A 24433-nucleotide genomic window follows, 5' to 3' on the forward strand; every position below is an offset into this window, starting at 1 on the left:
AGACGCACTTTCTGCTGTGGCAGCAGTGCTTCGGCCGAGTGATGGCCGCCGCGGCTGCGCACGCGGCCGGCCTCGTGGCTGCGAACCTTCATCATTTGGCCTCGGGTGGGTCACGAGGTTGAGGCGTCCTCGCTGTGACTCGACGGAGCAGGCGCCGGCTCCGAGGAACGGCCGTCCCCGGAGACGTCGAACGTCACGTCCACAACTCCTTCAACGGCCCGGATCAGACGCGCGGCCACGGGGACCAGGGACGTGTCCCGGATGCGGCCGCTGAGCGTCACGATGCCGTCCCGCACGGCCAGCCGTGCGGCGGACGTCGGCGTGGGGAAGAGGTACGAGACCACCTCCCGGCGGACCTCCTCCGCGATTTCCTCGTCATCGCGCAGGAACACCTTCAGCAGGTCGGCGCGGCTGACGATGCCCTGCAGCATGCCCAGCTCGTCGACGACCGGGAGCCGTTTCACCTTGGCGTGCGCCATGGTCCGGGCGGCCTGGGCGAGCGTCGCGTCCGCGTGGACGGTGAGGGCGGGAGAGGTCATCAGCTCCCCGGCCCTCACCGCGCCGGCCTTGGCGAGGTCAGACAGGCGCCGCAGCTGGGTGTGCCGGTCGGGGGCGCTGTCGCGGAACTCCTCCTTGGGCAGCAGGTCCGCCTCGGAGACGACCCCGACGACGCGGCCCTCGCCCTCCAGGACGGGCAGGGCGCTGACCTTCCAGTCGTGCATCATCCGCACGATCTCCTTGAAGCTGGCGCCGCTACCGATAGCGGCGACAGTGTGCGTCATCACGTCACTCACGATGTGCGGACTGCTGTGCATCATGCCTCCCGGGGCGTTGTCGCTTCATGTCGTCGGTGCCGTCACAGGAGGCTGCCGCTTCCGTAGGGGGCGTACAGGTCGAGCAGCCGGCTGCGGGTCGAGCGCAGGCGGTGAGCGAGAACGCTGCCCACCCACTGGGTGACGCTCGCGCCGAGCGCGCAGTCGTCCTGGCACATCGAGCGGATCGCGGTGGCGTCGAACTCGTAGGCGCGCACCGGGCTGGTCGCCTCGGCGCCCAGGTGCCAGGTGTGCGGGGCGAACAGCCAGGACCAGCCGATGAGTTCGTTGTGCCGGAGGGTCTCGATGACGGCGGCCCGGCGACCGGGCACACGCATGTCGAGGTCGACGCTGCCGGTACGGATGATCCAGAACCGGTCGGCGCGGCCGCCCTCCTCGAAGAGCCGGGCCCCCTGGGGGAACGACACCTCCCCGGCAAAGCGCATCAGCCGCTGCCGGTGCTCGGCGGGAAGCGCCTGCAGCATGCCGGCCGTGGCGGGAGCGTTCATGACGTGCCTCCAGTCAGGTCGTACGGGTCTGGCGCTTTCAGCCTGCGCCCGTGTCCTGGGCCGGGCGATGGGCCACCCGGCCCCATGGCCGGGCCGAGCGGCACCGCGTCCGGGCCCATCGGCACCCTGTGCCGGAACAGCTCTGGATGTTCGATGAAGACGAGAGACGACTCGGTGGAAGGGGGCGTGCACAGTGGCTACGTCACTGACCTCCCAGTTGTGGAAACTGTTCGCGGTTCTCCTGGCGCTCTCCACAGCGATCACGTTTGTGCTCAGTGCGGTGTTCGACGCACTGGCACTGCGGACGCAACGGCGTCGTGCCTGCGATCGACCGGCCGTCGTGGAGGCGGCCGAGGCCCCCCGCCGACCTGATCGGATCCCAGTACCTCAGTGAGCAGTGAGAGCAGTGAGTCGGGAGACTCTCGCCCTTCGACCAAGCGGAGAACGGGCTGCACACCAACAGCGCCATTTGTGACCACCCCCTGGAGGACCCAAGCCATGCGCATCGTCATCGCCCTCGGCGGCAACGCACTGTTGCACCGGGGCGAACGCCCTGACGCCGATATTCAAGAGGCGAACATCGACCGGGTGACCACGGCGATCGCCGCCCTCGCCCTGGAACACGAGATTGTCCTCACCCATGGCAACGGGCCACAGATCGGTCTGCTCGCCGAGGAGAGCGCCGCCGATCCGGCGCTGAGGGCTCCCTATCCGCTGGACCTGCTCGGCGCCCAGACACAGGGGATGATCGGCTCGCTGCTGGTCCGCGCCCTGCACGACGCGCTGCCGGGGCACCGGATCGCCGCGCTGGTCACGCACACCCTGGTACGGGCCGACGATCCCGCCTTCGGCCGGCCCACGAAGTTCGTCGGCCAGGTGTACTCCCGCAAGATCGCCGAGACCCTCGCCCGCAGGCACGGCTGGCACATCGCCAAGGACGGCAGGGGCTGGCGGCGCGTCGTCCCCTCACCGTCGCCCGAACGGATCCTGGAGATCGAGACCATCCACGAACTACTTGGCCCCCGCGCGCTGGTCCTGTGCGCCGGCGGCGGAGGCGTCCCCGTCACCGCCGACAACGACACCGGCGCGCTGACCGGCGTCGAGGCGGTCGTCGACAAGGACCTCACGGCGGCTCTGCTCGCCGAGGACCTCAAGGCCGACTTCCTGCTCATCCTCACCGACGTCCCGTGCGTCTACGCCGGCTACGGCACCCACGACGCGCAGCCCGTCCTCGACGCGACCCCCGATGACCTGCGCCGCGGAGGCTACCCCGACGGCTCCATGGGCCCCAAGGCGGAGGCCGCCGCCAGGTTCGTCGAACGCACCGGAGGACTGGCGGCCATCGGCGCCCTCGACGCGGCGTACGAGATCGTCCACGGGAGGTCGGGGACGCTCGTGCGCCCTGACCTGATCGTCAGCTGAGATGCCGCCCGCGAGCCTTGACATGGGCCGACCAGGCAGCACGGGCGGGCGGGCTCGACCCGTAGTCCGCCACCTCCGCCTGATGGCGGCTGCGCGTCGGCAGGGGCCAACTCGCAGCCAGAAGTGAGCCGTTCCGCCCATGCCCGGACGGGGACCGGAGGCGGGAATCGCAGGGGTGTCCCCGCATGCCGCTCACTCGGCGAGTTGTGACCCGGCCGGGCCCGGCGGCGGGACCATCGGCCCCTCACAAGGCCGTGGCCGGGCACCCACGCTCGTAGCACAACACACCCTGTCCTACGCCGACGCGTGAGGAGGACATCATGCACAGCACAACCCTGGCCGCCGTGATTCCGGAAACCTGCGTGACGGCCGCGGTTGCCGCGCCCTCGATCCACAACACCCAGCCCTGGCGCTTCCGCCTGGACGCCGAGTCGGCCACGTTCCACGTGCGCGCCGCCCCTGAACGCGGCCTGCGGCACACGGACCCCGCAGCCCGCGCCCTGCATCTTTCGGTGGGGGCGTGCCTGCTGAATCTCCGGGTCGCGATCGCGCACTGCGGATGGTCGCCGGTCAGCCGCCTGTTGCCCTGCCCGGAGGACCCCGGACTGCTCGCCCTCGTGCGCCTGGCCGGGTCCGTCGCCCGCCCCACAGGGCACCGCGCGGACCTGTATGAGGCGATCTGGCGCAGGCACAGCAGCCGTCTGCCGTTCTCGGGCCGGCCGCTGGCACCGTATCTGCGCAGCGAACTCGGTGAAGCCGCCCGTGTGGAGGGCGCGCGGCTATGGTTCCCCGACCGCGTCGAGACGGCGCGACTGCTCCGACTGACCGCGGAGGCCGAGCGCCGCAACCGCATCGACACCGACCGCGCCGCGGAGAGCAACCGCTGGGTGCACCACGACCTGCAGCCGACTCCCGATGTGGGCCTGCCGCAGACGGTGCTCGGCCCCCAGGACGCCCGCGAACACCTTCCCCTGCGGGACTTCACCGCGCAGCGGCACACTGAGCGGCTGCTCGCCCGACCCTTTGAGGCGGCACCCGTCCTTGCCGCGCTGATCACCGAGCACGACCGCCGCGCCGACTGGCTGCGAGCCGGACAGGCACTCCAGCACGTGTGGCTCCTCGCCACCGCTCACGGTCTGCGCGCCTCCCTGCTGCACCAGGCACTGGAGTGGCCGGACCTGCGCCGTTCCCTGAGCCCGACGCCCGAGCGGACCGGGCATGCGCAGATGCTCATCCGCCTCGGATACGGCCCCGAAGGCGCTGCGAGCCCGCGGTGCGCCCCGGGCGAGGTGCTCGATGAGGCGCTGCCGAGCCGGTAGGCCCCGGGCTGGTCATCAGCCCGTGGCGACGACCGCGGACGTACGGGCCAGGGCTTCGTTCATGCTGGAGTGCAGCTCGAAGACACCCGCCAGGCCCACGGCGCGAAGGATCCGCCGCAAGCCGGCGCTGTCGGTGACCAGCCGCAACCGGCCGTACCGTGCCTCGGCTCGGTTCCGTGCCCGACACAGGACTCCCAGGCCGGTGCAGTCGATGAAGGCCGTGGAGCGCAGGTCCAGCACCAGATCGGGGCGCGGGTCGGCGGTCAGGGCGTCCAGGCGGGCCGCGAGGGGCGGCGCAGTAAAGATGTCGATCTCGCCACGCAGCTCCACGACGGTGGTTTCACCGACGGTGTGTTCCCTGTGGTGAGGCGTGGACCTGGGGTCAATTCCGGACATGGCCTGAGACAACAGGGCAAAGCGAAGTGACGGTAGGGCCAGTCGGCCCTACCGCCCGGTTCGGGTGGAGCTGCCGTGCCCGCCGCGCGGGCGTGAAGCAGCCCACCGGCCCAAGCAGGACCAGCACCTCCCCGCAAGGCCGGGCCCACTGGGGGATCGATCGCAGCGTGACACGGGTCGTTCTCCGCCATGGCCGGGACCCATGGCCCCCTCATTCCGAGCCTCACACGGTTCAGGCTGGACAAGACGCAGTATCGCTGTACCAGGCGAAAGACAGGTTGGCAGATGTATCCCAACGACGGTTTCCGCGAACTCGGGCGGCAGGAATGCCTGCGGCTGATGGCCAAGGCGCCCGTCGGCCGCATCGTCTACACGCGCCAGGCCCTGCCCGCCGTACTGCCGGTCAACTTCAGCCTCCACAACGACGGCGCGGTCCTGCTGCGCACCTCCGCAGCCTCGGATCTGGTGCGCGCGATCGACGGCGCTGTGGTCGCCTTCGAGGCAGACGACGTCGACGCATCCCGGCACTCCGGCTGGAGCGTTGTCGTCACAGGCACGGCCACGGCCGTGACCGACCCCGCCGAGCACGAACGCCTGGCCCGCCCCGGCCCGGTCTCCTGGGTGCCCGCGCCGCACGAGGTCTTCGTTCGTATCGAGCCCGAGCTGGTCACCGGGCGTGAGCTCATCGGCGGACGCACCCTGTACGGGGTGGACCTCACCGCCTGAACCTGTCTCCATCCTTCCCGGTTGCCTTCGTCCGGCCGGACCAGGGCCCAACGGCCCGACGGGACGGGCCGTAAGGCGTGCCGATGGGTTCCATCGGCCTCTGCCCGCAGCGTCCGCGGACGATGAGCATCTTTCGCACGGAACAGAAGGGAACAGACAATGACTGATCGTCATGTGGTCGTCGGAGTGGACGGTTCACCGGTCGCCGTACGGGCTTTGGACTGGGCCGCCGAGGAAGCAGTTCACCGCGGCACCGGGTTGCGCATCGTCTACGCCGTGGCCGACCGCGACGAGGCGGGGCCGGTTCTGGCGTCGGCAGCCGCACGGGTCCACGAGCGCCGTCCCGGTCTGCCGGTGCAGACCAGGGCCGTGGAGGACGGTGCCGTGCAGGCGCTGGCGCGGGAGAGCGCGGCCGCGGTCCTCACCGTCGTGGGCACCCGGGGGTTCGGCAGCGTCTCCGGCCTGCTGGCCGGCTCGGTGAGCTGGCGTCTGGCTGCGTATGTGCATGGTCCGCTGTTGGTCGCCCGCGGGGACCATCCCTGCGATGAGGGGCGTGAGGTGCTGCTAGGTCTGGAGAGTGACGCCGACGAGGCCGCGGCCGCCTGTGCCTTCCAGGAAGCGGCGCAGCGCGGGGTCCGGCTGCGTGTCCTGCACGCCGCGACGCACCGGCACATCACACCCGAACTTCCCTCGCTGGTAGCCGCGACGAGCCCCGGCCAACTGCGCCAGGTCCGCGACGACCGGGCGGAAGAAGCCGTCCCGCGGTTCAGCATCGCCCGGTTGAGGGAGGAGTACCCCCAGGTTGAGGTCGACAGCCGCACGGTTCGCACCGGCGCGGCCCATGCCCTGCTGGCGAGCACGCGTGAGGCCGGCGTCGTGGTCATCGGCATGCGTCGGCGCGCGGGCCGGCTCGGCCCACCGCTCGGTCCGGTCGCGCACGTCCTGTTGCACGACTCCCACTGCCCGGTGGTACTGGTGCCGACGACCGCATGACGGGCACCGCGCTCTGACGCCGGTCTGTTGCCGTCTGCCACCCTCGAGGAGTGCCCACACCCCCTTCACAGAGGGAGCCCTCCAGATCTCGGCGCCGGAGACACGGGGCCGGCCTGGCGATCGTCGCCTTGTCGGCGGCGGCCACCCACGGGCTTGCCTGGGCCTTCGACGCCTCTGGTATCTCCGGCGCGCGCACCGCGGTCGACGTGGCAGCCTGGAACATTTCGCCGGTGCTGATAGCCCTGGCCATCACCATCGCCGGCCGACCGAAGTCGGCCCGATGCGGCGGTTCCTGGACAACCTGGCGGGGACGCTGGTCGTAGTGGGCTTCGCGTCATTGGCCCTGGGGTGGGCTCTCGCGTGGTTCCTGGGGGCCGGTCCCGGCTCCATGGTGTCCATGTGCGGTGTGATCTGGGGCGTGATCGGAACCATGGGGCTGGCCATCAAGAAGGACGACGACGACCGCTATGCAGGCGGCTGGGCACCTTGATTGTCTCGGTCGGCTCACGACAGAGGTCGCCAATCGGCCCGGCGGACACCGCGATCCGGTGATGGCCCGGTCGGCCCTGTCGGGTGCCCGGTGGATCGGGAAGGGTGGAGAGGTACGGACCCGCATGACCTCCGACCAGACCCCGATCCGGAAGGGCACCCATGATGTCCGTCACCACGCGGCAGGCGCCGACCCCGCTCCCCGACGACGAACTGATGATGCTGGACGCCCATTGGCGCGCCGCGAACTATCTGTCCGTGGGCCAGATCTACCTCATGGCCAACCCCCTGCTGACCGAGCCGCTGCGACCGGAGCACGTCAAGCCGCGCCTCCTCGGCCATTGGGGTACCTCGCCCGGGCTGAACCTCGTGTACACCCACCTCAATCGCGTCATTCGGGCCCGTGACCTGGACGCCCTGTGCATCTGGGGCCCCGGCCACGGCGGCCCAGCAGTGGTCGCGGGCTCCTGGCTGGAGGGCTCGTACACCCAGACCTACCCCGACATCACCCAGGACGCGGCCGGCATGGCCCGGCTGTTCAAGCAGTTCTCGTTCCCCGGCGGGGTGCCCAGCCATGTCGCCCCCGAGACGCCCGGTTCCATCCACGAGGGCGGCGAACTGGGCTACTCCCTTTCGCACGCCTACGGGGCCGCGCTGGACAACCCCGGCCTGCTGGTCGCCTGCGTCGTCGGCGACGGCGAGGCGGAGACCGGCCCGCTGGCCGCCTCCTGGCACTCCAACAAGTTCCTCGACCCCGTCCACGACGGCGCCGTCCTGCCGATCCTCCACCTCAACGGCTACAAGATCGCCAATCCGACGGTGCTCGCCCGGCTGCCCGAGTCCGAACTCGACGACCTGTTGCGCGGCTACGGCCACGACCCCCTCCACGTCACCGGCGACGACCCGGCCGCCGTCCACCGCGCGATGGCCGAGGCCATGGACACCGCCCTGGACCGCATCGCCGCACTCCAGCGCGCTGCCCGCGAGGACGGCGCGACCGAGCGCCCGCGCTGGCCGGTGATCGTGCTACGCACCCCCAAGGGCTGGACCGGCCCCGCCGAGGTCGACGGACTGCCGGTGGAAGGCACGTGGCGCTCCCACCAGGTCCCCCTGGCCGCAGTCCGCGACAACCCTGAACACCTGCGGCAGTTGGAGGCGTGGCTGCGCTCGTACCGCCCCGAGGAACTGTTCGACGAGCACGGCCGCCCCGTACCCGCCGTCCTGGCCTGCGTCCCAGACGGCGCCCGCAGGCTCGGCGCTACCCCGCACGCCAACGGCGGTCTGCTGCTGCGGGACCTGCCCCTGCCCCCGCTGGAGCGGTACGCCGTCGAGGTCGACAAGCCCGGCGCGACCCTGCACGAACCCACCCGCGTCCTCGGCGACATGCTGGAGGACGTCATGCGCGCCACGGCCGAGCGGCGCGACTTCCGCCTGGTCGGTCCCGACGAGACCGCCTCCAACCGACTGCAGGCCGTCTACGCGGCCAGCGGCAAGGCATGGCAGGCCGGCACCCTGGACGTGGACGAACACCTCGACCGGCACGGCCGGGTGATGGAGATCCTCTCCGAACACACCTGCCAGGGCTGGCTGGAGGGATACCTGCTGACCGGCCGGCACGGGCTGTTCTCCTGCTACGAGGCGTTCGTCCGCATCGTGGACTCGATGGTCAACCAGCACATCAAGTGGCTGCGCGTCACCCGCCGCCTGCCGTGGCGGGCGCCCATCGCCTCGCTCAACTACCTGCTCACCTCGCACGTCTGGCGCCAGGACCACAACGGCTTCTCCCATCAGGACCCGGGCTTCGTCGACCACATCCTGAACAAGAGCCCCGAGGCGGTACGGGTGTATCTGCCGCCGGACGCCAACACTCTGCTGTCGGTGGCCGATCACGTGCTGCGCAGCCGCGACTACGTCAACGTCGTCGTCGCGGGCAAACAGCCCTGCTTCGACTGGCTGTCCATGGAGCAGGCGAAGGTCCACTGCGCCCGTGGCGCCGGCATCTGGGACTGGGCCGGCACGGAGAACGGCGGCGAGCCCGACGTGGTGCTCGCCTGCGCGGGGGACGTGCCCACCCAGGAGGTGCTGGCCGCCGCCCAGCTGCTGCGCCGCCACCTGCCCGAGCTGGCCGTGCGCGTGGTCAATGTCGTCGACATCGCCCGGCTGCTGCCCGGCGAGGAACACCCCCACGGGATGAGCGACTTCGAATACGACGGGCTGTTCACCCCGGACAAGCCGGTGATCTTCGCCTACCACGGCTACCCCCTGGCTGATCCACCGCCTGGCCTACCGCCGCACCGGCCACAAGAACCTGCACGTGCGCGGCTACAAGGAGATCGGGACCACGACCACGCCGTTCGACATGGTGGTCCGCAACGACATGGACCGCTACCGCCTCGTCATGGACGTCATCGACCGCGTTCCGGGGCTCGCGGTACGCGCCGCGGTCGTACGGCAGCGGATGCAGGACACGCGACTGCGCCACGACACCTGGATTCGCGAGCACGGCACCGACCTGCCCGAGGTCGCCGACTGGACCTGGAACGGCTGACCGCCGCCAACAGGGCCCGGCCGGTGGGCCGTTCGGCCCGCTTGCCGGGCCCAGCAGCCCCTCGGCCGGAGGCCGGCGACGCGGGACATTGAGGACGCAACGAGAGTCGTCCACATCCTGCGCGTCGCGCCCCTCGAAAGGGATGAGCATCATGGCAGTGCACGACCACCCCCAGCGGCACCTGGGATTCCACCTCACGATTGGTCGTAGGGCGGGGGCGGCTCCCCTCTCAGCCGAGGAGACGACCGCCGCGGCGACCGCGACCCGTGCCTACGTTTTCGCCGGGCTCCGCATCCTGACGGGGTTCGTCGTCCTGTGGGCGTTCCTGGACAAGACCTTCGGCCTCGGCTACGCGACCGGCTCCGGCAAGGGCTGGATCGACGGTGGCTCGCCGACCAGGGGCTTCCTCGGCGGTGTCGCCGCCGGACCGATGGAGTCCACCTTCCACGCCTGGGCCGGGGCGGCCTGGGCCGACTGGCTATTCATGCTCGGCCTGCTCGGCATCGGCCTTGCCCTGACCGCGGGCATCGGCCTGCGCCTCGCGGCGATCGCCGGCACGGCCATGATGGCGCTGATGTGGATCGCCGAGTGGCCGCCGGCCAAGCACCTGTCCGACGGCTCGGCGAGCATGTCGACCAACCCGTTCGCCGACTACCACCTCATCTACGCCGTCGTCCTCATCGCCCTCGCGGCCGCGGGCGCCGGCGCCACCTGGGGCCTGGGCAGGGCCTGGGCGCGGCTGCCCTTCGTCAGCCGCAACCGCTGGCTTCTCTGAGCACTGCCCGCTCGTCGGGCCGGGGCACCTCCGCTCGTCGGCGGAGGTGCCCCGGCCGTTTGTGCCACCAGGGCCGGCTCGCGGGTCAGCCCGAGAGCGTCCTGGAAGGGCTGGTCAGAAATCCGGGCTCGGCCTGACGGGCCCAACGGCCCGGCACAGCAGGGACGGATGGCGGGCCTCCGGTGCGCCGACAGGCCCTCTCGGCGGGCAGGGCGGGAGACGAGCATCGACATCGCAGAGGTTCGCATACAGAGTGACTGAGGGAGAGACCGGCGATGACGGCAACGGTGACAGCTGGACCCCGTGCGAGGACCGAGGCATGGCGGGGCTTCGCCGGCACGCACTGGCGGGACCACGTCGACGTGCGCGACTTCATCCAGGCCAACTACACGCCCTACGAAGGCGATTCCACGTTCCTGGCCGGGCCGACCGAGCGCACGCTCGCCGTCTGGGGCAAGGTCGCCTCCCTGTTCCCGGAAGAGCGGCGCCGGGGCATCCTCGACGTCGACCCGGGCAACCCGTCCACCATCACCTCCCACCGGCCGGGCTTCATCGACCGCGACCGCGAGCTGATCGTCGGCCTGCAGACCGACGCCCCGCTCCGGCGGGCGATCATGCCCAACGGCGGGCTGCGCATGGTCGAGAACGGGCTCAAGGCGTACGGCTACCGGGCCGACCCCTTCGTCACCCGCGTCTTCGGCACCTACCGCAAAACCCACAACGCGGGCGTCTTCGACGCATACACCCCCGAGATGCGCGCCGCCCGCAAGGCCGGCATCATCACCGGCCTGCCCGACGCCTACGGCCGCGGCCGGATCATCGGCGACTACCGGCGCGTGGCGCTGTACGGCACGACCCGGCTGATCGAGGCCAAGCGGGCCGAACGCGCCCTCCTGGACGCCCAGCCCTCCACCCCAGACGTCATCCGCGATCGCGAGGAACTCGCCGAGCAGATACGGGCGTTGGGAGAGCTGGCGCAGATGGCCGCCTCCTACGGCTGCGACGTGACCCGCCCCGCCGCCACCGCGCACGAGGCGGTGCAGTGGCTCTACCTCGGCTTCCTGGCCGCGGTGAAGGAGCAGAACGGCGCCGCGATGTCGCTGGGCCGCACCTCCACCTTCCTGGACGTCTACCTGCAGCGGGACCTGGACGAGGGCGTCCTCGACGAGAGCCGCGCCCAGGAGCTGATCGACGACTTCGTGATCAAGCTGCGGATCGTACGGTTCCTGCGCACGCCCGAGTACGACGCCCTGTTCTCCGGCGACCCCACCTGGGTGACGGAGTCCATCGGAGGCATCGGAACCGACGGCCGCACACTCGTCACCCGCACCTCCTTCCGCTTCCTGCAGACCCTGTACAACCTCGGCCCGGCACCCGAGCCCAACCTCACCGTCCTGTGGTCGCCCCGGCTGCCCGAGGGATTCAAGCGATTCTGCGCGCAGGTCTCCATCGACACCAGCGCCATCCAGTACGAGTCCGACGACCTGATGCGCCCGCGCACCGGCGACGACACCGCGATCGCCTGCTGCGTCTCGGCGATGGCCGTGGGCAGGCAGATGCAGTTCTTCGGGGCGCGGGTCAACCTCGCCAAGGCGCTGCTGTACGCGATCAACGGCGGCCGGGACGAGATGACCGGCGAGCAGATCGCCCCCGAGGCGCCCGCGCTGACCGGCGAGTACCTGGACTACGAGCAGCTTGTCGCGGCGTACGACCACATGCTCGACTGGCTGGCGGCCACCTACGTGGACGCGCTCAACGTCATCCACTACATGCACGACAAGTACGCCTACGAGCGCATCGAGATGGCCCTGCACGACCACCCGGTGCACCGCTTCATGGCCTGCGGCATCGCGGGACTGTCGGTCGCCGCCGACAGCCTGTCCGCCGTCAAGCACGCGCGCGTGCGGATCGTCCGGGACGCGACGGGACTGGCCGTCGACTACGAGATCGAGGGCGACTACCCGGCGTACGGCAACAACGACGACCGCGCCGACGCCCTCGCCGCCGACCTGGTGCGCTCGTTCATGGCGAAGGTGCGCACGCACCCCACCTACCGCGACGCCGAGCACACGCAGTCGGTGCTGACCATCACCTCGAACGTGGTCTACGGCAAGCACACCGGCCACACGCCCGACGGCCGCCGCGCGGGCGCCCCGTTCGCGCCCGGCGCCAACCCGATGAACGGCAGGGACCGGCACGGTGTGGCCGCCTCGGCCCTCTCGGTGGGGGTCGGGGCCTGGGCCGCGGCGGTCGCGGTGTCCGCGCGAGACGGTGCGGCTCATGTCCGACTCCCTTCCGCCTCCGCCGCCCGTGAGCGGAGGGCGATGGATGCTGCCGTGCCGGGACGCCCGTCGGCGTGAAGTCGTGTGGGCCGCGGCATCTGCGACGGCATCGGGGCCGGGGCGCACGGGCAGTGTCGGCCGAGCGGTCGTCGCCGGCCCCTCGGACCGTCCCCTGATGCCTCTCCAGCGTTCCGCACACCCCTCCACCCGCAGGAGGGCCGACCGTCCTGGAACCGGGGGACCGAATGCCCCCGGCGTAATGGGCCCGTTCGGTACGCGGCCACACCCCGTGCCCGTGTCCCGGCCCGCACACGAAGGCTTCGCCGGGCTGCCCGACGATCGCTCAAGCCGGCACGGCCGTCAGGGTCCGCAGCCGGATCGCACCTCCGCTGCCGCACGTACCGAGGCCGATCAGCATCGGCACAGGTCGCCGCGCCAAGGGGTACCCTGACGCCGTCCGCCGCCACCTGGGCCGTCGTCCATGGACTGGGCAGTGACTGGGGACCGGTCCGCGCTTCGCGGTGCAGACCGGGGCAGAGCCAGGTCCGCTCGCTCAGGACGCCCCTGTGCTTCCGGAGGGCAGTTCGGCGCCTTCGGCGGCCCGCATCGACTCGTTGAGGGACCGCTTTGTGGTTGACCGGCCATCCAGCAAGGCCGGGCTGACCCTCACCTGGTGTCGTCGGCCTCCGTCTCGGTGAGCGCGGCCCGTCCGGCCTCCAGCCGGGCGACCGGGACGCGGAACGGTGAGCAGGAGACGTAGTCGAGTCCCGCCGCGTGGAAGAAGTGCACCGACTCCGGATCCCCGCCGTGCTCCCCGCAGACCCCGATCTTCAGGTCGGGCCGTGCGGCGCGGCCCTCGGCGATGGCGATCTCGACCAGGCGTCCCACGCCGTCGCGATCGATCGTCTCGAACGGGGACACCTTGAAGATGCCCTTGTCGAGATAGGCGGAGAAGAACGCCGCCTCGACATCGTCGCGGGAGAAGCCCCAGGTGGTCTGGGTCAGGTCGTTGGTGCCGAAGGAGAAGAACTGCGCCTCCTGGGCGATCGGGCCAGCGGTGAGGGCGGCCCTGGGCAGCTCGATCATCGTTCCCACCGGGCATTGGACGAACACGCCAGTGGCCTTGGAGACCTTGGCCAGGACCTGCTCCACCTCTTCGCGGACGAGCCGCAGCTCCTCGACTGTGTCGATGAGCGGGACCATGATCTCCGCTCGAGGATCGCCACCTGCGCGCTTGCGTTCCACGACCGCCTCGGCGATGGCCCGTACCTGCATGGCGACGAGTCCGGGCGCGACCAGGCCCAGGCGCACGCCGCGCAGGCCGAGCATCGGGTTCTCCTCGTGCATGCGGTTCACGGCGTCCAGCAGTTCAGCGTCGTGTGGGCTGGGCGGGGTGCCGTGGGCCTGGTCGGCGGCGAGGCGGACGGCGAGTTCGGTGCGGTCGGGAAGGAACTCGTGCAGTGGCGGGTCGAGGAGGCGGATGGTGACCGGCAGGCCGTCCATCGCCTCCAGGATGCCGACGAAGTCCTGCCGCTGCAGCGGCAGCAGCGCGTCGAGAGCTCGCTCGCGTTCGGCGTCGGTGCGGGCCAGGATCATCGCCTCGACCAGCTGACGGCGGTCACCGAGGAACATGTGCTCGGTGCGGCACAGGCCGATGCCCTCGGCGCCGAACCGGCGGCCGCGGGCGGCGTCTTCGGGGGTGTCGGCGTTGGCCCGTACCCCCAACCGCCGTACGCCGTCCGCCTGTTGCATCGCGCGGGCCACGGCGTCGACCAGCCCGTCCGAGGTCTCGCCGGTCTCGAAGTACCGCATCACCGCGGAGTCGGCCAATGGGACCGCGCCTGGGTAGACGGCGCCTTCGGAGCCGTCGACGGAGAGGATCGTGCCCTCCTCGACGGTGGTGCCGCCCACCGTGAAGCGATGTCCCCGCACGTCCACGCTGATCTCCTCGGCACCATAGACGCACACCTTGCCCATCCCGCGGGCGACCACGGCCGCGTGACTGGTCTTGCCGCCACGGCTGGTCAGAACGGCCTGGGCGGCGACCATGCCGGGCAGATCGTCGGGGGTGGTCTCCTGCCGTACGAGGACGACCTTCTCCCCGGCCGCGGCCCGCCGGACCGCCTCGGCGGAGTCGAACACCGCCGCACCGACGGCGGCACCCGGCGAGGCGGAGATGCCATGTGCGAGCGCCGCCCCGACGGCCGAGGTGTCGAAGCGGGGGAACATCAGCCGGGCGAGCCCGTCCCCGCTGACGCGCGCCAGCCCCTCGCGCGAGGTGATGAGACCCTCGTCGACCAGCTCGGCGGCAATGGCGAACGCGGCCTCAGCGGTACGCTTGCCCACCCGGGTCTGCAGCATCCACAGCCGGCCGCGCTCGACGGTGAACTCGATGTCGCACAGGTCCCGGTAATGAGTCTCCAACGTCTCCGTGTGGTCGCGTAGTTGGGCGAACGCTTCCGGGTTCAGGCGGCCCAGTTCGTCCAGCGGAACGGTGTTGCGGATGCCGGCGACGACGTCCTCGCCCTGGGCGTTGGGCAGGTAGTCGCCGTACAGGCCAGGGCGGCCGGTGGCCGGGTCGCGGGTGAAGGCGACGCCGCTGCCGGAGTCGGGGCCGAGGTTGCCGAAGACCATGGTCTGCACGTTGACCGCGGTGCCCAGGTCGTCGGGGATGTGCTCGCGGCGGCGGTAGAGGCGGGCGCGTTCGCCGTTCCAGGACCGGAAGACGGCGAGGATGGCCCGGCGTAGCTGCTCGGCCGGGTGCTGCGGGAAGTAGTCGCCGCTCTCCTGGCGGATCAGGTCCTTGTACGCCTCGACGAGTCCGGCCAGGTCGGCCGCGTCCAGGCCCAGGTCGTCCACCGCGCCGCGGGCGTCCTTGAGCCGGGCCAGGAGGTTCTCGAACAGCGCGCTGTCGACACCCATCACCGTGCTGCCGAACATCTGCACCAGACGGCGGTAGGAGTCCCAGGCGAAGCGCTCGTTCCCGGAGGACTTCGCCAGGCCCAGCACGGACGCGTCGTTCAGGCCGATGTCGAGGATCGTCTCCATCATGCCGGGCATGGAGAAGCGGGCTCCGGAGCGGACGGACAGCAGCAGCGGGTCGTCCGCCTGTCCCAGCCGCCGTCCGGCGGCCTGCTCCAGGACGGTCAGACGGTCGGAGATCTCGCGGGCCAGGCCGTCCGGCTCGGCGCCGGTGGTGAGGAAAGCACGGCAGGCTTCCGTGGAGACCGTGAATCCCGGCGGCACCGGCAGACCCATGCGGGTCATCTCGGCCAGGTTGGCGCCCTTGCCGCCGAGCAGGTCGGCCATGTCGCGGCCGCCCTCGGTGAACGCGTACACGTAACGGACCATGGCGGTGCTCTTCCTTCCCGCTGCCGATGTCTGGGGGAGTTGCCGTGACCGGGGCGTCCGCCGTGCCGGAGCGCGCCCGAGGCGCGGCGGACCGGTGCGAGCGTGCTCACATCTCGAAGACGATGCGGGCCTTGATCTGCCCGTTCAGGACCTCCGCGATGGACTCGTTGACGGACTCCAGCGGCCGGGTCTCATAAATCACCTTGGTGCGTCCGGCGGCGTGGAGCTGGAAGACCTCGTCCAGGTCCTGGCGGGTGCCGACGATCGAGCCGATGACGGAGGTGCCGTTCAGCACGGTGTCGAAGATCGGCACACTGATGGTGCCGCCGGCCGGCAGGGCGACCATGACCAGCTTGCCGCCGCGCCGCAGACCCCCGTAAACGGAAGCGAACGCCTGCTCGTCGACGGCCAGCGCGATCGCCGCGTGGGCGCCGCCGTGCCGCTTGAGCACCTCGGCCGGGTCCTCCTTGCGGGCGTCGATGAGGATGTCCGCGCCGAGCTCCCGGGCCAGGTCGAGCTTGTCGTCGGTGACATCGATCGCGGCGACGGTGGCTCCGGCGATCTTCGCGTACTGCACGGCGAGGTGGCCGAGCCCGCCGACGCCGGAGATGGCAACCAGCTGGGTCGGCCGGACACCGGCGACCTTCAGCGCCTTGTACGTGGTCACGCCGGCGCAGGTCAGCGGGGCGGCGTCGCGCGGGTCGATGCCGTCGGGGACCACGGCGGCGAAGTCGGCCGGGGCGAGCATCTTCTCGGCGTACCCGCCGTCCACGCTGTAGCCGGTGTTCTGCTGCTGCTCGCACAGGGTCTCCCAGCCCGACAGGCAGTGCTCGCAGCGCCCGCAGGCCCAGCCCAGCCAGGGCACCGCCACCCGCTGCCCGACCTCCAGGTGGGTCACGCCGTCGCCGAGTGCCTCGACGATGCCGACGCCCTCGTGGCCGGGGACGAACGGCGGAGTCGGCTTGACGGGCCAGTCGCCGTGCGCGGCATGGATGTCGGTGTGGCACAGTCCGGACGCTTCGAGACGGATGCGGACCTGGCCGGGTCCTGGCTGCGGGTCCGGCCGCTCCTCGATGACCAGCGGCTCGCCGAAGGACCGGACGACTGCTGCCTTCATGGAATGCTCCTCAATCTCTGTCGGTGCGGTGCGGTTCCAGCGTCGGCTGCGTCCCGCTGCCAGGGCAGGTGCTGGACGTCCTTGCGGATGGGGCCTGTCGGCCCCGAACCCCGCGGCCACCGACCCGTCGATCCACACGGTTCACTGCTGCGGGATGCGCCGGTGAGGCGGCGTGATGCAGCACCGCTGGAACCTGCGGCGGTCCGCACGACGTCGGAGGCGTGGCCTAGGGGCCGACCACGTGAACGCTGACCAGATCCTTGTTCGGCAGCGCCCGGCTTCGGGTAGACGATCCGATCGTGTCCCGCGTTGGAAATCGGGGCGCCGGGGCTGTAGGGCCGACCGGCCCTGGCCCTTCGGCCCGCAATCACGCAAGATCTCCGGTAGGCAAGGAACGGTCACGCCCAGTGGGCGAAGTCCGGTACAGACAGCAGACGGCGCAGGACAAGGAGCATCCGATGGCGGACAGCGAGCGGCCGGGACCCGACAACCCGATCCGGGTCTTCCTGCTGGACGACCACGAGGTTGTACGACGCGGAGTGCATGACCTGCTCGACGACGAGCCGGACATCACCGTGGTCGGGGAGGCCGGCACGGTCGAGCAGGCGCTCGTCCGGGTTCCGGCGCTGCGCCCGCAGGTGGCGGTGCTCGATGTCCGCCTGCCCGACGGCGACGGAGTGAGCGTGTGTCGCGAGCTCCGCTCCCGCATGCCGGAACTGGCTTGCCTGATGCTGACCTCGTTCGACGACGAGGAGGCCCTCCTCGACTCGATCATGGCCGGCGCCTCCGGCTACGTGCTGAAGCAGATCCAGGGCTCCGACCTGGTCTCGGCCGTACGCACGGTGGCCGCGGGGCAGTCCCTGCTCGACCCGAGTGCCACCACCCGGCTGATGGCCCGGCTGCGCCAGGACCAGCAGCCCGAGGAGAAGCCGGACGCCCTGCCCGGGCTCACCGACCGGGAGCGGGAGATCCTGGCCCTGATCGGCGAGGGCCTGACCAACCGCCAGATCGGACAGCGCCTGTACCTGGCTGAGAAGACGGTCAAGAACCACATCTCCCGGCTGCTGGCCAAGCTCGGTGTGGAGCGGCGCATCCAGGCCGCCGTGATCGCGACCCAGGCCCAGGACCGCCTCCAGCAGGACGGCCGAGGACGCTAACGGCCTTGTGTGCGAATGAGGTCGGGGCGTGTTGGCCTGGCGGGTTGTCTGATGGGTGCTCACCTCTCGGCGGCGCGGTCGGAGACCAGGGCGGCGACTGCCGCGTAGGTCTCGGCGAAGTACTCGCGGCGTCCGAGGTAGCGCTGGAGGGTTCGCCACTGCTTGTGTTCAGCGTTGGCGTGCTGGACGCAGATGCGCTCCGAGGACTGCTGATGGCGGGCTGCGTCCGCAGGCGGCGACGTCTTCGGGCGCGGCGCCCTTCTTTGGTTTGAGCGGCGGGGCTTGGACCTGGTCGGGGAACTGCTTGGCAAGTCCCCGGTAGCCCGCGTCGACCTTGGCCCTGACCTGGGGGTACTGCTCGAACAGCTCGCAGATTCCCTCGGTCTTCACGGCTGTCTGGTCGTGCATTCGGCCGGGTCGGAAGGCCCCGGCCCACAGGGTGCGGCCCTGCCCGTCAGTGACGACGGTGGCCTTCTTGGTGTTCTGCCGCATCTTGCCCGAGACGTAGGCGCGACGGCCTGGCTTGTTCGCCCGGGGTCGTCGAACCCGGACCTCCGTCCCGTCCAGCCGCAGCTCGACGTCCTCAGCCGCCGCGTAGGCGAAGACGTCCGCGAGAGTGCGAAGCCGCCGGTCACCCTGCCCGGGAACAGCAAAGCCACGAGCTGCCAGAAGGGGACGGGCCAGGTGGACAGCCCGGGTGATCGTGGGGCGGTCCACTCCGTAGAGCAGGGCCAGAGCCCCGTGCGGGAGCTGGAACCGTAGGACGACCAGCGTGGCGATGACCCGGTCGGTGAACACCAGCTGGTGATTCGGTCCCGCGCCGGGCGCACGCAACCGGCTGCGGCCTCGACGCTCGCGCAGTCGGCCCTCCTCGGCGGCCATCCACGCCTCGGCCAACTCTGCGATCAGCGAACCGAGTCGACGGCGCTGGAGGCCGGTGAAGACACGATGGGACAAGGCCGTGCGGCCAAGGTGTTGCTCACAGCGGCACCCAGCCCACGCGGCCCTGGGCATGCCATGGCAGAAGCCTGATCGTGTCAGCGCGCCACGTTGTGGTGTTCCGGCACCGGCTCAACCCGAGCTCGGGAGGCCAGAGAGCAGGGCCGCGGCAGCTCGGTCGAAAGGGGCGATGCTGCCCGCAGCGCGACACAGGATGTGGGCGCCTTCGAGGGTGACGATCATGAGGGTGGCCAGATCAGCGGCCTGGGATGCACTCATTCCGGCGTGGGTGAGTTTTCCGGTGAGCTCGCCGGCCCAGCCGGCGAACCCTTCGGCCGCGACAGTGCGCAGGCTGCCCTGGTCGGCGATGGCCGCACCGCCGTCGACGGTGACCGCCGCGACTGCGCAGCCGCCGCCCCCGGCGGACGCCTGCACGACAGGGCGGACGTTGCCAAGGAACGCCTCCACGACTTCGCGTGGCGTGCGGGCCGGCAGTTCGTGCAGGTGGCTGCGGACGTCTTCTGCATTGCGGCGGGCGGCTTCGAGTGCGAGTTGCTGTTTGCCGCCCGGGAAATGGTGATAGATCGCTCCGCGCGCGGCACCACTCTCGGCCAGGACGTCGGTGAAGGACATCGCGGCCAGGCCGTGACGCTGCAGCAGTCCGATCGCTGCGCTGATCATGCGGGTTTTGGTGTCCGCGGCCATCGCGCCTCCCTTGACTAGTACGGACATCCTAGTCCATGCTCACTCCACTAGGACGCACGTACTAGTAGCGCGGGCTGGACAGCCCCGAAACCGGAGGTTCGTGATGGGCAAGACCTTTCTCTACACCGAGATCCAGGCAGCAGTGCCGTTCGAGCAGTTCGACTGGCACCAGGTCAACGTGGCCCTGAAGACCGCACCGGGCCTGATCCGCAAGACGTGGCTGTCCGGGATCGGCACCCACACCATCGGTGGCTTCTACGAGTTCGACAGCGCCGAGAACGCCCTGGCCTTCGCCCAGGGCCCCTTCGCCGAAGAAGCCCGCCGGGCCGGAGCCCCGGCAACGACACGACTGTTCGACGGCGACATCGTCAAGGCCGCCAGTATCGACCTGAACTCCCCCTACTACACCTGACACCGCAGGGCGCTGCAGCGTCAGCTCTGGACGCCGCCTCGCTCCACTTCCGGGGCGAGGCGGCCCCAACGGAAAGTCATCTCGATGAACATCACGCGGCACCCCGAGAACAGCGTGAGCTGGATCGACCTCGGTACTCCCGACACGCAGACGACGACGGCCTTCTACGCCGCGCTGTTCGGCTGGACCGTCGCCCCACCGGACCCCAACGGCTACCGGCTCTGCACGCTGCGCGGACATCTTGTCGCCGCCCTGGGGCCGGCCGAGGACGCAGGCGCACCCTACTGGACGATCAACGTCACCGTGTCGGACATCCAAGCCACCGCCACCCGCTTCACGAACCTGGGCGCCCAGATCATCGTGGCACCCACCGAAGTCGGGACACTCGGCCACTACGCCGTCGCTCTCGACCCCGTCGGCGCACCACTGTCACTCTGGCAGCCCGGCACCCACACTGGCATGCAGCTGAACCATGAATCGGGCACCTTCGCCGGCATCAGCCTTCTCACCGACCACTCCGCGCATGCCGCCGCCTTCTACCGACCAGCACTGCACTGGAACTCCAACCCTGAGCACACCGAGTTCCGGTTGCCGGACAACTCCATCGCCGCCACCAGCCCGCCGCCAGGGAAACCAACAGTGCAGCGATCACTCTGGCTGGTCAGCTTCGCCAGCAACAGACCCGATGCCGATGCCCAGCAGGCCCGACAGCTCGGTGCGACCGAAGTTCGCCAGGACTCCAACGGAGACGTGGTCATGCGAGATCCCACCGGTGCTCTGTTCGGCCTTACCCGGCACGTTCGATAGTCCCGCTCCGCCCGGGACGCGTTGCCCCAGGCAATCGCGCACCATGTTGAAAGGCCGAGCGCACACCGGGCTCTTGGGCCGAACGTCCCTCCGGCGCACTCCGTACGGCCCAAGCCCGAATGCCTCCCCAGCGAGCAGGCTGGCAGCGCAGCCCGGAGACCACCGGGCGCCGACCGGGAGGACGACGGACATGAGCGTGCGCGTGGGCATCAACGGCTTCGGCCGTATCGGACGCAACTACCTGCGCTGCGTGCTGGAGCGCGCGGAGACCGCTGCCGGTACGGCCGTGGAGGTCGTGGCGATCAACGACATCACCTCACCTGCCGCGCTGGCCCATCTGCTGGAGTACGACTCCACGTACGGCCGGCTGCACCGCACCGTCGAGCACGACGACACCTCGATCACCGTCGACGGACACCGCATCGCCGTGACCGCCCAGCGTGATCCGGCCGCCCTGGCCTGGGCCGACCTCGGCATCGACGTCGTCATCGAGTCCACCGGCCGCTTCCGCACCCGCGAGGACGCCGGGCTGCACCTGAAGGGCGGCGCCCGCAAGGTGCTGCTGTCCGTGCCGGGCAAGGGCGTCGACGCGACCATCGTGATGGGCGTCAACGAAGGCACCTACAACCCGGACAAGGACCACGTTGTCTCTAACGCCTCCTGCACCACCAACTGCGTGGCGCCCATGGTGAAGGTGCTCGACGAGCATTTCGGTCTCGTCAAGGGGCTGATGACCACCATCCACGGCTACACCAACGACCAGGTCGTCCTGGACGGCCCGCACAAGGACCTGCGGCGCGGCCGCAGCGCCGCCGTCAACATCATCCCCACCAGCACGGGCGCTGCCCGGGCCGTCGGGCTCGTGTTGCCGGAGCTCGCCGGCACCCTGGACGGCATCGCTGTCCGCGTGCCCGTCGAGGACGGTTCGCTGACCGACCTGAGTGTCGTCCTGGAACGGCCCGTGTCCGCGGACGAGGTCAATGCCGCGTTCCGAGAGGCCGCCGACGGGCCGCTCAAGGGCATCCTGCGGGTCTCCGACGCCCCGATCGTCTCCCGGGACGTCGTGGGCGATGCCGCCTCCTGCGTCCTGGACGCCCCGCTGACCCAGGCGCACGGCAACCTGGTCAAGGTCTTCGGCTGGTACGACAACGAGTGGGGCTACACCAACCGCCTGCTCGACCTCACCGAATACGTTGCCGCCCGGCTCCCGCAGCGCTGACAGGTCAGGGGCTGACACGCGACGGAGCGTCCGCCGGGCTGGCGCGGTTTCCGGTCGGCGGCCTCCGCGCCGAGTCGTCCGCGCACGGGGCACCCCGCAGAAACTGTGCGGGCTGGGCAGATCGACAACAAGGACATCACCGGGATCCGCCCCCGCGCTGTCCGGCCCGGAGATCGCCTTTCCGGTGCCGGTGACAGCTTGCCGCGAGGGGCGGGTCCCGGCCGAGCAGGATGGACGGCATGAAGTCGGAGTTCGACGGCCACGGCAGCGCTTCGCGCGCGGGCGGGAGCGCCCCTCGGCATCCCGTCGTGCGCCTTTCCCACGAGCGGATCCAGTTCGCCCGGATGCGCAGCTCGCAGGACCGGGTCGCCGACGCGATCACCTCGTTCGCGGGCACGATGCGTTTCGTCTACCTCCACGGCCTCTGGTTCACGATGTGGATCGCACTGAACGAGGGCCTCCTGGGGAAGGCAGGGATCTTCGATCCGTATCCCTTCGGGCTGCTCACCATGATCGTCAGCCTGGAGGCGATCTTCCTGTCCACGTTCGTCATGGTCAGCCAGAACCGTCAGGCGGCGCGGGAGAACGTACGGGCCGATCTGGATTTCGAGACCAACCTGCGCTCCGAGGTGTGGTCGGTCCACATCGGCAAGGTGCTGGGCCTGGACCCGCAGGAGATCGAGGAGCACGTCCAGGAGATCATCGCGCAGAGCAAAGCGGGCATCGACGGTACGCCGATCAACCCCAAAAACCTCTGATCATCGCTCGTCGAGGCGGACATGGCCGGCGTCTCCTTCCCGCAGCGGCCCGGCCACCGCGTCGTCGAGGGCGACGTACACCTCCAGCACCGCATCCGTTCCGGTCAGGGAGAGGATTTGCTGTACTCGCGTCGGCACCTGCGCCAGGGCCAGGGAACCGCCCATTTCAGCGGCCTGCCAGTGCAGCCTCAGCAACGCGTTCAGACCTGAGGAGACGTCGGCCGCGGCCGAGTAGCGTCTGGGTATCGGTCTGGAGGGTCTGCCGGGTTAGGTAGTCCAACGCTCCGGCCGCCGTGGCGATGACGCAGTCGTCCGCGACACCTCGCAGACTCAGCTCGAATCCGGCGACGGCTGCTTGACCTCCCGTCGGGACATCGGGCCACGTTACCGGGCACGGTTCCAGCAAGGCGCGCACAGGCGTTGCGGGAGAGGTGCCTGGCCCGGGACCAGGCCCTGTGGACGGCGCCGCCGTGCTGCCCACAGGCAATGAGTATCGCCCATCAGACGGTGCTGAAGGCGCGGAATCGGTGTGCGGGTGGTGGGTACCGTCGGCGGAGCACGGACTGCGCTGCTCCAGCGGGGGGGCCTTGATCACGCGCCCGCCGGCTGGCGATGATGCGTTCGCGTCGGAGGCGCATGCAGCTCCTCGGTGGTCCCCGTGCCACGGACCATACGGTCGGACCTTCCCAGGCGGCCGCCCGTCACGGAGGCTGCGAGGAGAGCGTGCGCAGTTTTCGGGTCAGTGCACGTTCTTCCGTGACGGCGGTGCGCTCGGCCGCTCCGCGGTGAGCAAGGTGACACCAAGGACGCTGAAGAGCAGACCGAGCGCCGTCATCGCGGCGGCCTGCCCGGGGGAGGCATCGGGGACATCCCGCAGCCATGCACTGATCGCCATGGCTGCGACGGCCGGGCCGACCAGCGCCAGCCAGCCCGAGAGCGTCAGCGCGATCTTGCGGGCCCACGCGCTGCCGTGGCGCACTCCGGCTGCGGCGGCGATGGCGGCGGGCAGGCCCACGCCGAGGTCGAGCAGGGCGATGGTCCAGAAGTAGCCGGGGCCCTCCTGGTAGTCCGCGGCCGATGGATGCGCGCCGGAGGCATCGAGGATGGCCGGCACGTACCGCGTGAAGGTCACGATCGCCAGGAGCGGGATCAGCCCGCCGCCAATGATCCGTTCCCGTCGGCCGGGCGGTGCCCAGGCGGCCGGGTTGACCTGCTGCCAGGCGAGGAGGGCTGTGGTCCAGCCGAGGACGAACAGCGCCAGCTGCAGAGGGAAGAACGCCTCGCTGTTGCCGTCGTAGCGCACATACTGCGGTCCCAGCACGTACTGCGGCACCATGTACGCCGTATAGACGCCCGGTGCGATGGCGACCATGCTGCCGAGCCGATGCCGGCGCCACACGAGGACGGCCGCGAACACGGCGAGCGGAGCGACGACCGCGACCGCGAAGATGTCCAGCGCCACGAGCTGGCTCATGAGCGCCCCGTCGGCGGGGATCGGGTAGTCGATCGCCGCGAACCCGACGGGGCCCAACAGCGTGTTGGCCACGAGCAACGCGGCCAGGACAAGCAGCCCAGTGCCGAGCAGTCGGCCACGGGTGCGTGCCCCGGTCGGCGCGTCCGGCGTTTGGGAGGTGCTGCGGGGGATGTGCAGGTCGGCCATCGGACACCCCTTTCCCGCGCCCACAGTAGGCAGCACG

At 70.5% G+C, this 24433-nt stretch carries 20 protein-coding genes and 2 pseudogenes; 13 read left to right on the top strand and 9 right to left on the bottom strand.

The window, feature by feature from the left end; all coding sequences use genetic code 11:
• Positions 1–110: 110 nt before the first annotated feature.
• Both QF032_RS30955 and QF032_RS30960 read right to left on the bottom strand, forming a co-directional pair.
• Complete coding sequence (locus tag QF032_RS30955; RefSeq protein WP_307060435.1) at positions 111–815, bottom strand: CBS domain-containing protein; 705 nt, start codon at positions 813–815, stop codon at positions 111–113.
• A gap of 41 nt (positions 816–856) precedes the next feature.
• Positions 857–1321 (bottom strand): cyclic nucleotide-binding domain-containing protein, encoded by a 465-nt coding sequence (locus tag QF032_RS30960; RefSeq protein ID WP_307058381.1) that lies wholly within the window; start codon positions 1319–1321, stop codon positions 857–859.
• Between the two features lie 498 nt (positions 1322–1819).
• Here QF032_RS30960 and QF032_RS30965 point away from each other — a divergent pair, with 498 nt between their 5' ends.
• On the top strand, positions 1820–2743 hold the full coding sequence (locus QF032_RS30965; RefSeq protein WP_307058382.1) for a carbamate kinase: 924 nt from the start codon (positions 1820–1822) through the stop codon (positions 2741–2743).
• 320 nt (positions 2744–3063) lie between these two features.
• Complete coding sequence (locus tag QF032_RS30970) at positions 3064–4062, top strand: Acg family FMN-binding oxidoreductase (protein ID WP_307058384.1); 999 nt, start codon at positions 3064–3066, stop codon at positions 4060–4062.
• Between the two features lie 15 nt (positions 4063–4077).
• On the opposite strand, the gene QF032_RS30975 is transcribed toward QF032_RS30970, so the two are convergent.
• Positions 4078–4458, bottom strand: a complete 381-nt coding sequence (locus tag QF032_RS30975) for an STAS domain-containing protein (RefSeq protein WP_207228704.1) — start codon at positions 4456–4458, stop codon at positions 4078–4080.
• 285 nt (positions 4459–4743) lie between these two features.
• Here QF032_RS30975 and QF032_RS30980 point away from each other — a divergent pair, with 285 nt between their 5' ends.
• The 6 genes and pseudogenes from QF032_RS30980 (at position 4744) to pflB (ending at position 12349) form a co-directional block, all read left to right on the top strand.
• Positions 4744–5184: a pyridoxamine 5'-phosphate oxidase family protein gene (locus QF032_RS30980; RefSeq protein ID WP_307058386.1), complete on the top strand. Its 441-nt coding sequence runs from the start codon at positions 4744–4746 to the stop codon at positions 5182–5184.
• 159 nt (positions 5185–5343) lie between these two features.
• On the top strand, positions 5344–6177 hold the full coding sequence (locus QF032_RS30985; protein ID WP_307058387.1) for a universal stress protein: 834 nt from the start codon (positions 5344–5346) through the stop codon (positions 6175–6177).
• Between the two features lie 322 nt (positions 6178–6499).
• Positions 6500–6667, top strand: a complete 168-nt coding sequence (locus QF032_RS30990; protein ID WP_307058389.1) for a hypothetical protein — start codon at positions 6500–6502, stop codon at positions 6665–6667.
• 164 nt (positions 6668–6831) lie between these two features.
• Positions 6832–9214: pseudogene (locus QF032_RS30995) on the top strand (phosphoketolase family protein).
• A gap of 151 nt (positions 9215–9365) precedes the next feature.
• The gene (locus tag QF032_RS31000) at positions 9366–9989 is read left to right on the top strand and encodes a hypothetical protein (protein ID WP_307058392.1); all 624 of its coding nucleotides are present in this window, start codon (positions 9366–9368) and stop codon (positions 9987–9989) included.
• Positions 9990–10264: 275 nt separating this feature from the next.
• Positions 10265–12349, top strand: coding sequence for a formate C-acetyltransferase (gene pflB / locus QF032_RS31005; protein WP_307058394.1), 2085 nt, complete (start codon positions 10265–10267; stop codon positions 12347–12349).
• Between the two features lie 588 nt (positions 12350–12937).
• Here pflB and ppdK read toward each other — a convergent pair.
• Complete coding sequence (gene ppdK / locus QF032_RS31010) at positions 12938–15622, bottom strand: pyruvate, phosphate dikinase (RefSeq protein ID WP_307058396.1); 2685 nt, start codon at positions 15620–15622, stop codon at positions 12938–12940.
• A 106-nt stretch (positions 15623–15728) separates the two neighbouring features.
• Positions 15729–16739: an alcohol dehydrogenase AdhP gene (adhP, locus tag QF032_RS31015; RefSeq protein ID WP_307058398.1), complete on the bottom strand. Its 1011-nt coding sequence runs from the start codon at positions 16737–16739 to the stop codon at positions 15729–15731.
• Between the two features lie 458 nt (positions 16740–17197).
• Here adhP and QF032_RS31020 point away from each other — a divergent pair, with 458 nt between their 5' ends.
• Positions 17198–17896 (top strand): response regulator, encoded by a 699-nt coding sequence (locus tag QF032_RS31020; RefSeq protein WP_307058400.1) that lies wholly within the window; start codon positions 17198–17200, stop codon positions 17894–17896.
• 59 nt (positions 17897–17955) lie between these two features.
• On the opposite strand, the pseudogene QF032_RS31025 reads toward QF032_RS31020, so the two are convergent.
• Positions 17956–18910, bottom strand: a pseudogene (locus QF032_RS31025) (transposase family protein).
• 57 nt (positions 18911–18967) lie between these two features.
• Positions 18968–19540 (bottom strand): TetR/AcrR family transcriptional regulator, encoded by a 573-nt coding sequence (locus tag QF032_RS31030; protein ID WP_307058402.1) that lies wholly within the window; start codon positions 19538–19540, stop codon positions 18968–18970.
• 103 nt (positions 19541–19643) lie between these two features.
• Between QF032_RS31030 and QF032_RS31035 the strand changes: the two genes are divergently transcribed.
• The 4 genes from QF032_RS31035 to QF032_RS31050 all read left to right on the top strand — a co-directional run bounded on the left by QF032_RS31035 (position 19644) and on the right by QF032_RS31050 (position 22736).
• Positions 19644–19952: a hypothetical protein gene (locus QF032_RS31035; protein ID WP_307058404.1), complete on the top strand. Its 309-nt coding sequence runs from the start codon at positions 19644–19646 to the stop codon at positions 19950–19952.
• Positions 19953–20036: 84 nt separating this feature from the next.
• Complete coding sequence (locus tag QF032_RS31040; RefSeq protein ID WP_307058406.1) at positions 20037–20759, top strand: VOC family protein; 723 nt, start codon at positions 20037–20039, stop codon at positions 20757–20759.
• A gap of 190 nt (positions 20760–20949) precedes the next feature.
• Positions 20950–21978 (top strand): type I glyceraldehyde-3-phosphate dehydrogenase, encoded by a 1029-nt coding sequence (gene gap, locus QF032_RS31045; RefSeq protein WP_307058408.1) that lies wholly within the window; start codon positions 20950–20952, stop codon positions 21976–21978.
• A gap of 239 nt (positions 21979–22217) precedes the next feature.
• On the top strand, positions 22218–22736 hold the full coding sequence (locus tag QF032_RS31050) for a DUF1003 domain-containing protein (protein WP_307058410.1): 519 nt from the start codon (positions 22218–22220) through the stop codon (positions 22734–22736).
• On the opposite strand, the gene QF032_RS31055 is transcribed toward QF032_RS31050, so the two are convergent.
• A complete protein-coding gene (locus tag QF032_RS31055) occupies positions 22737–22982 on the bottom strand; it encodes an STAS domain-containing protein (protein WP_373430500.1) in 246 nt (81 codons plus the stop codon).
• 493 nt (positions 22983–23475) lie between these two features.
• Entirely contained in the window at positions 23476–24396 is a 921-nt protein-coding gene (locus QF032_RS31060; protein ID WP_307058414.1) for a hypothetical protein, read from the bottom strand.
• Positions 24397–24433: the final 37 nt, after the last annotated feature.

Source organism: Streptomyces achromogenes (assembly GCF_030816715.1).
In the GTDB taxonomy this organism is placed as follows: Bacteria; Actinomycetota; Actinomycetes; order Streptomycetales; family Streptomycetaceae; genus Streptomyces; species Streptomyces achromogenes_A.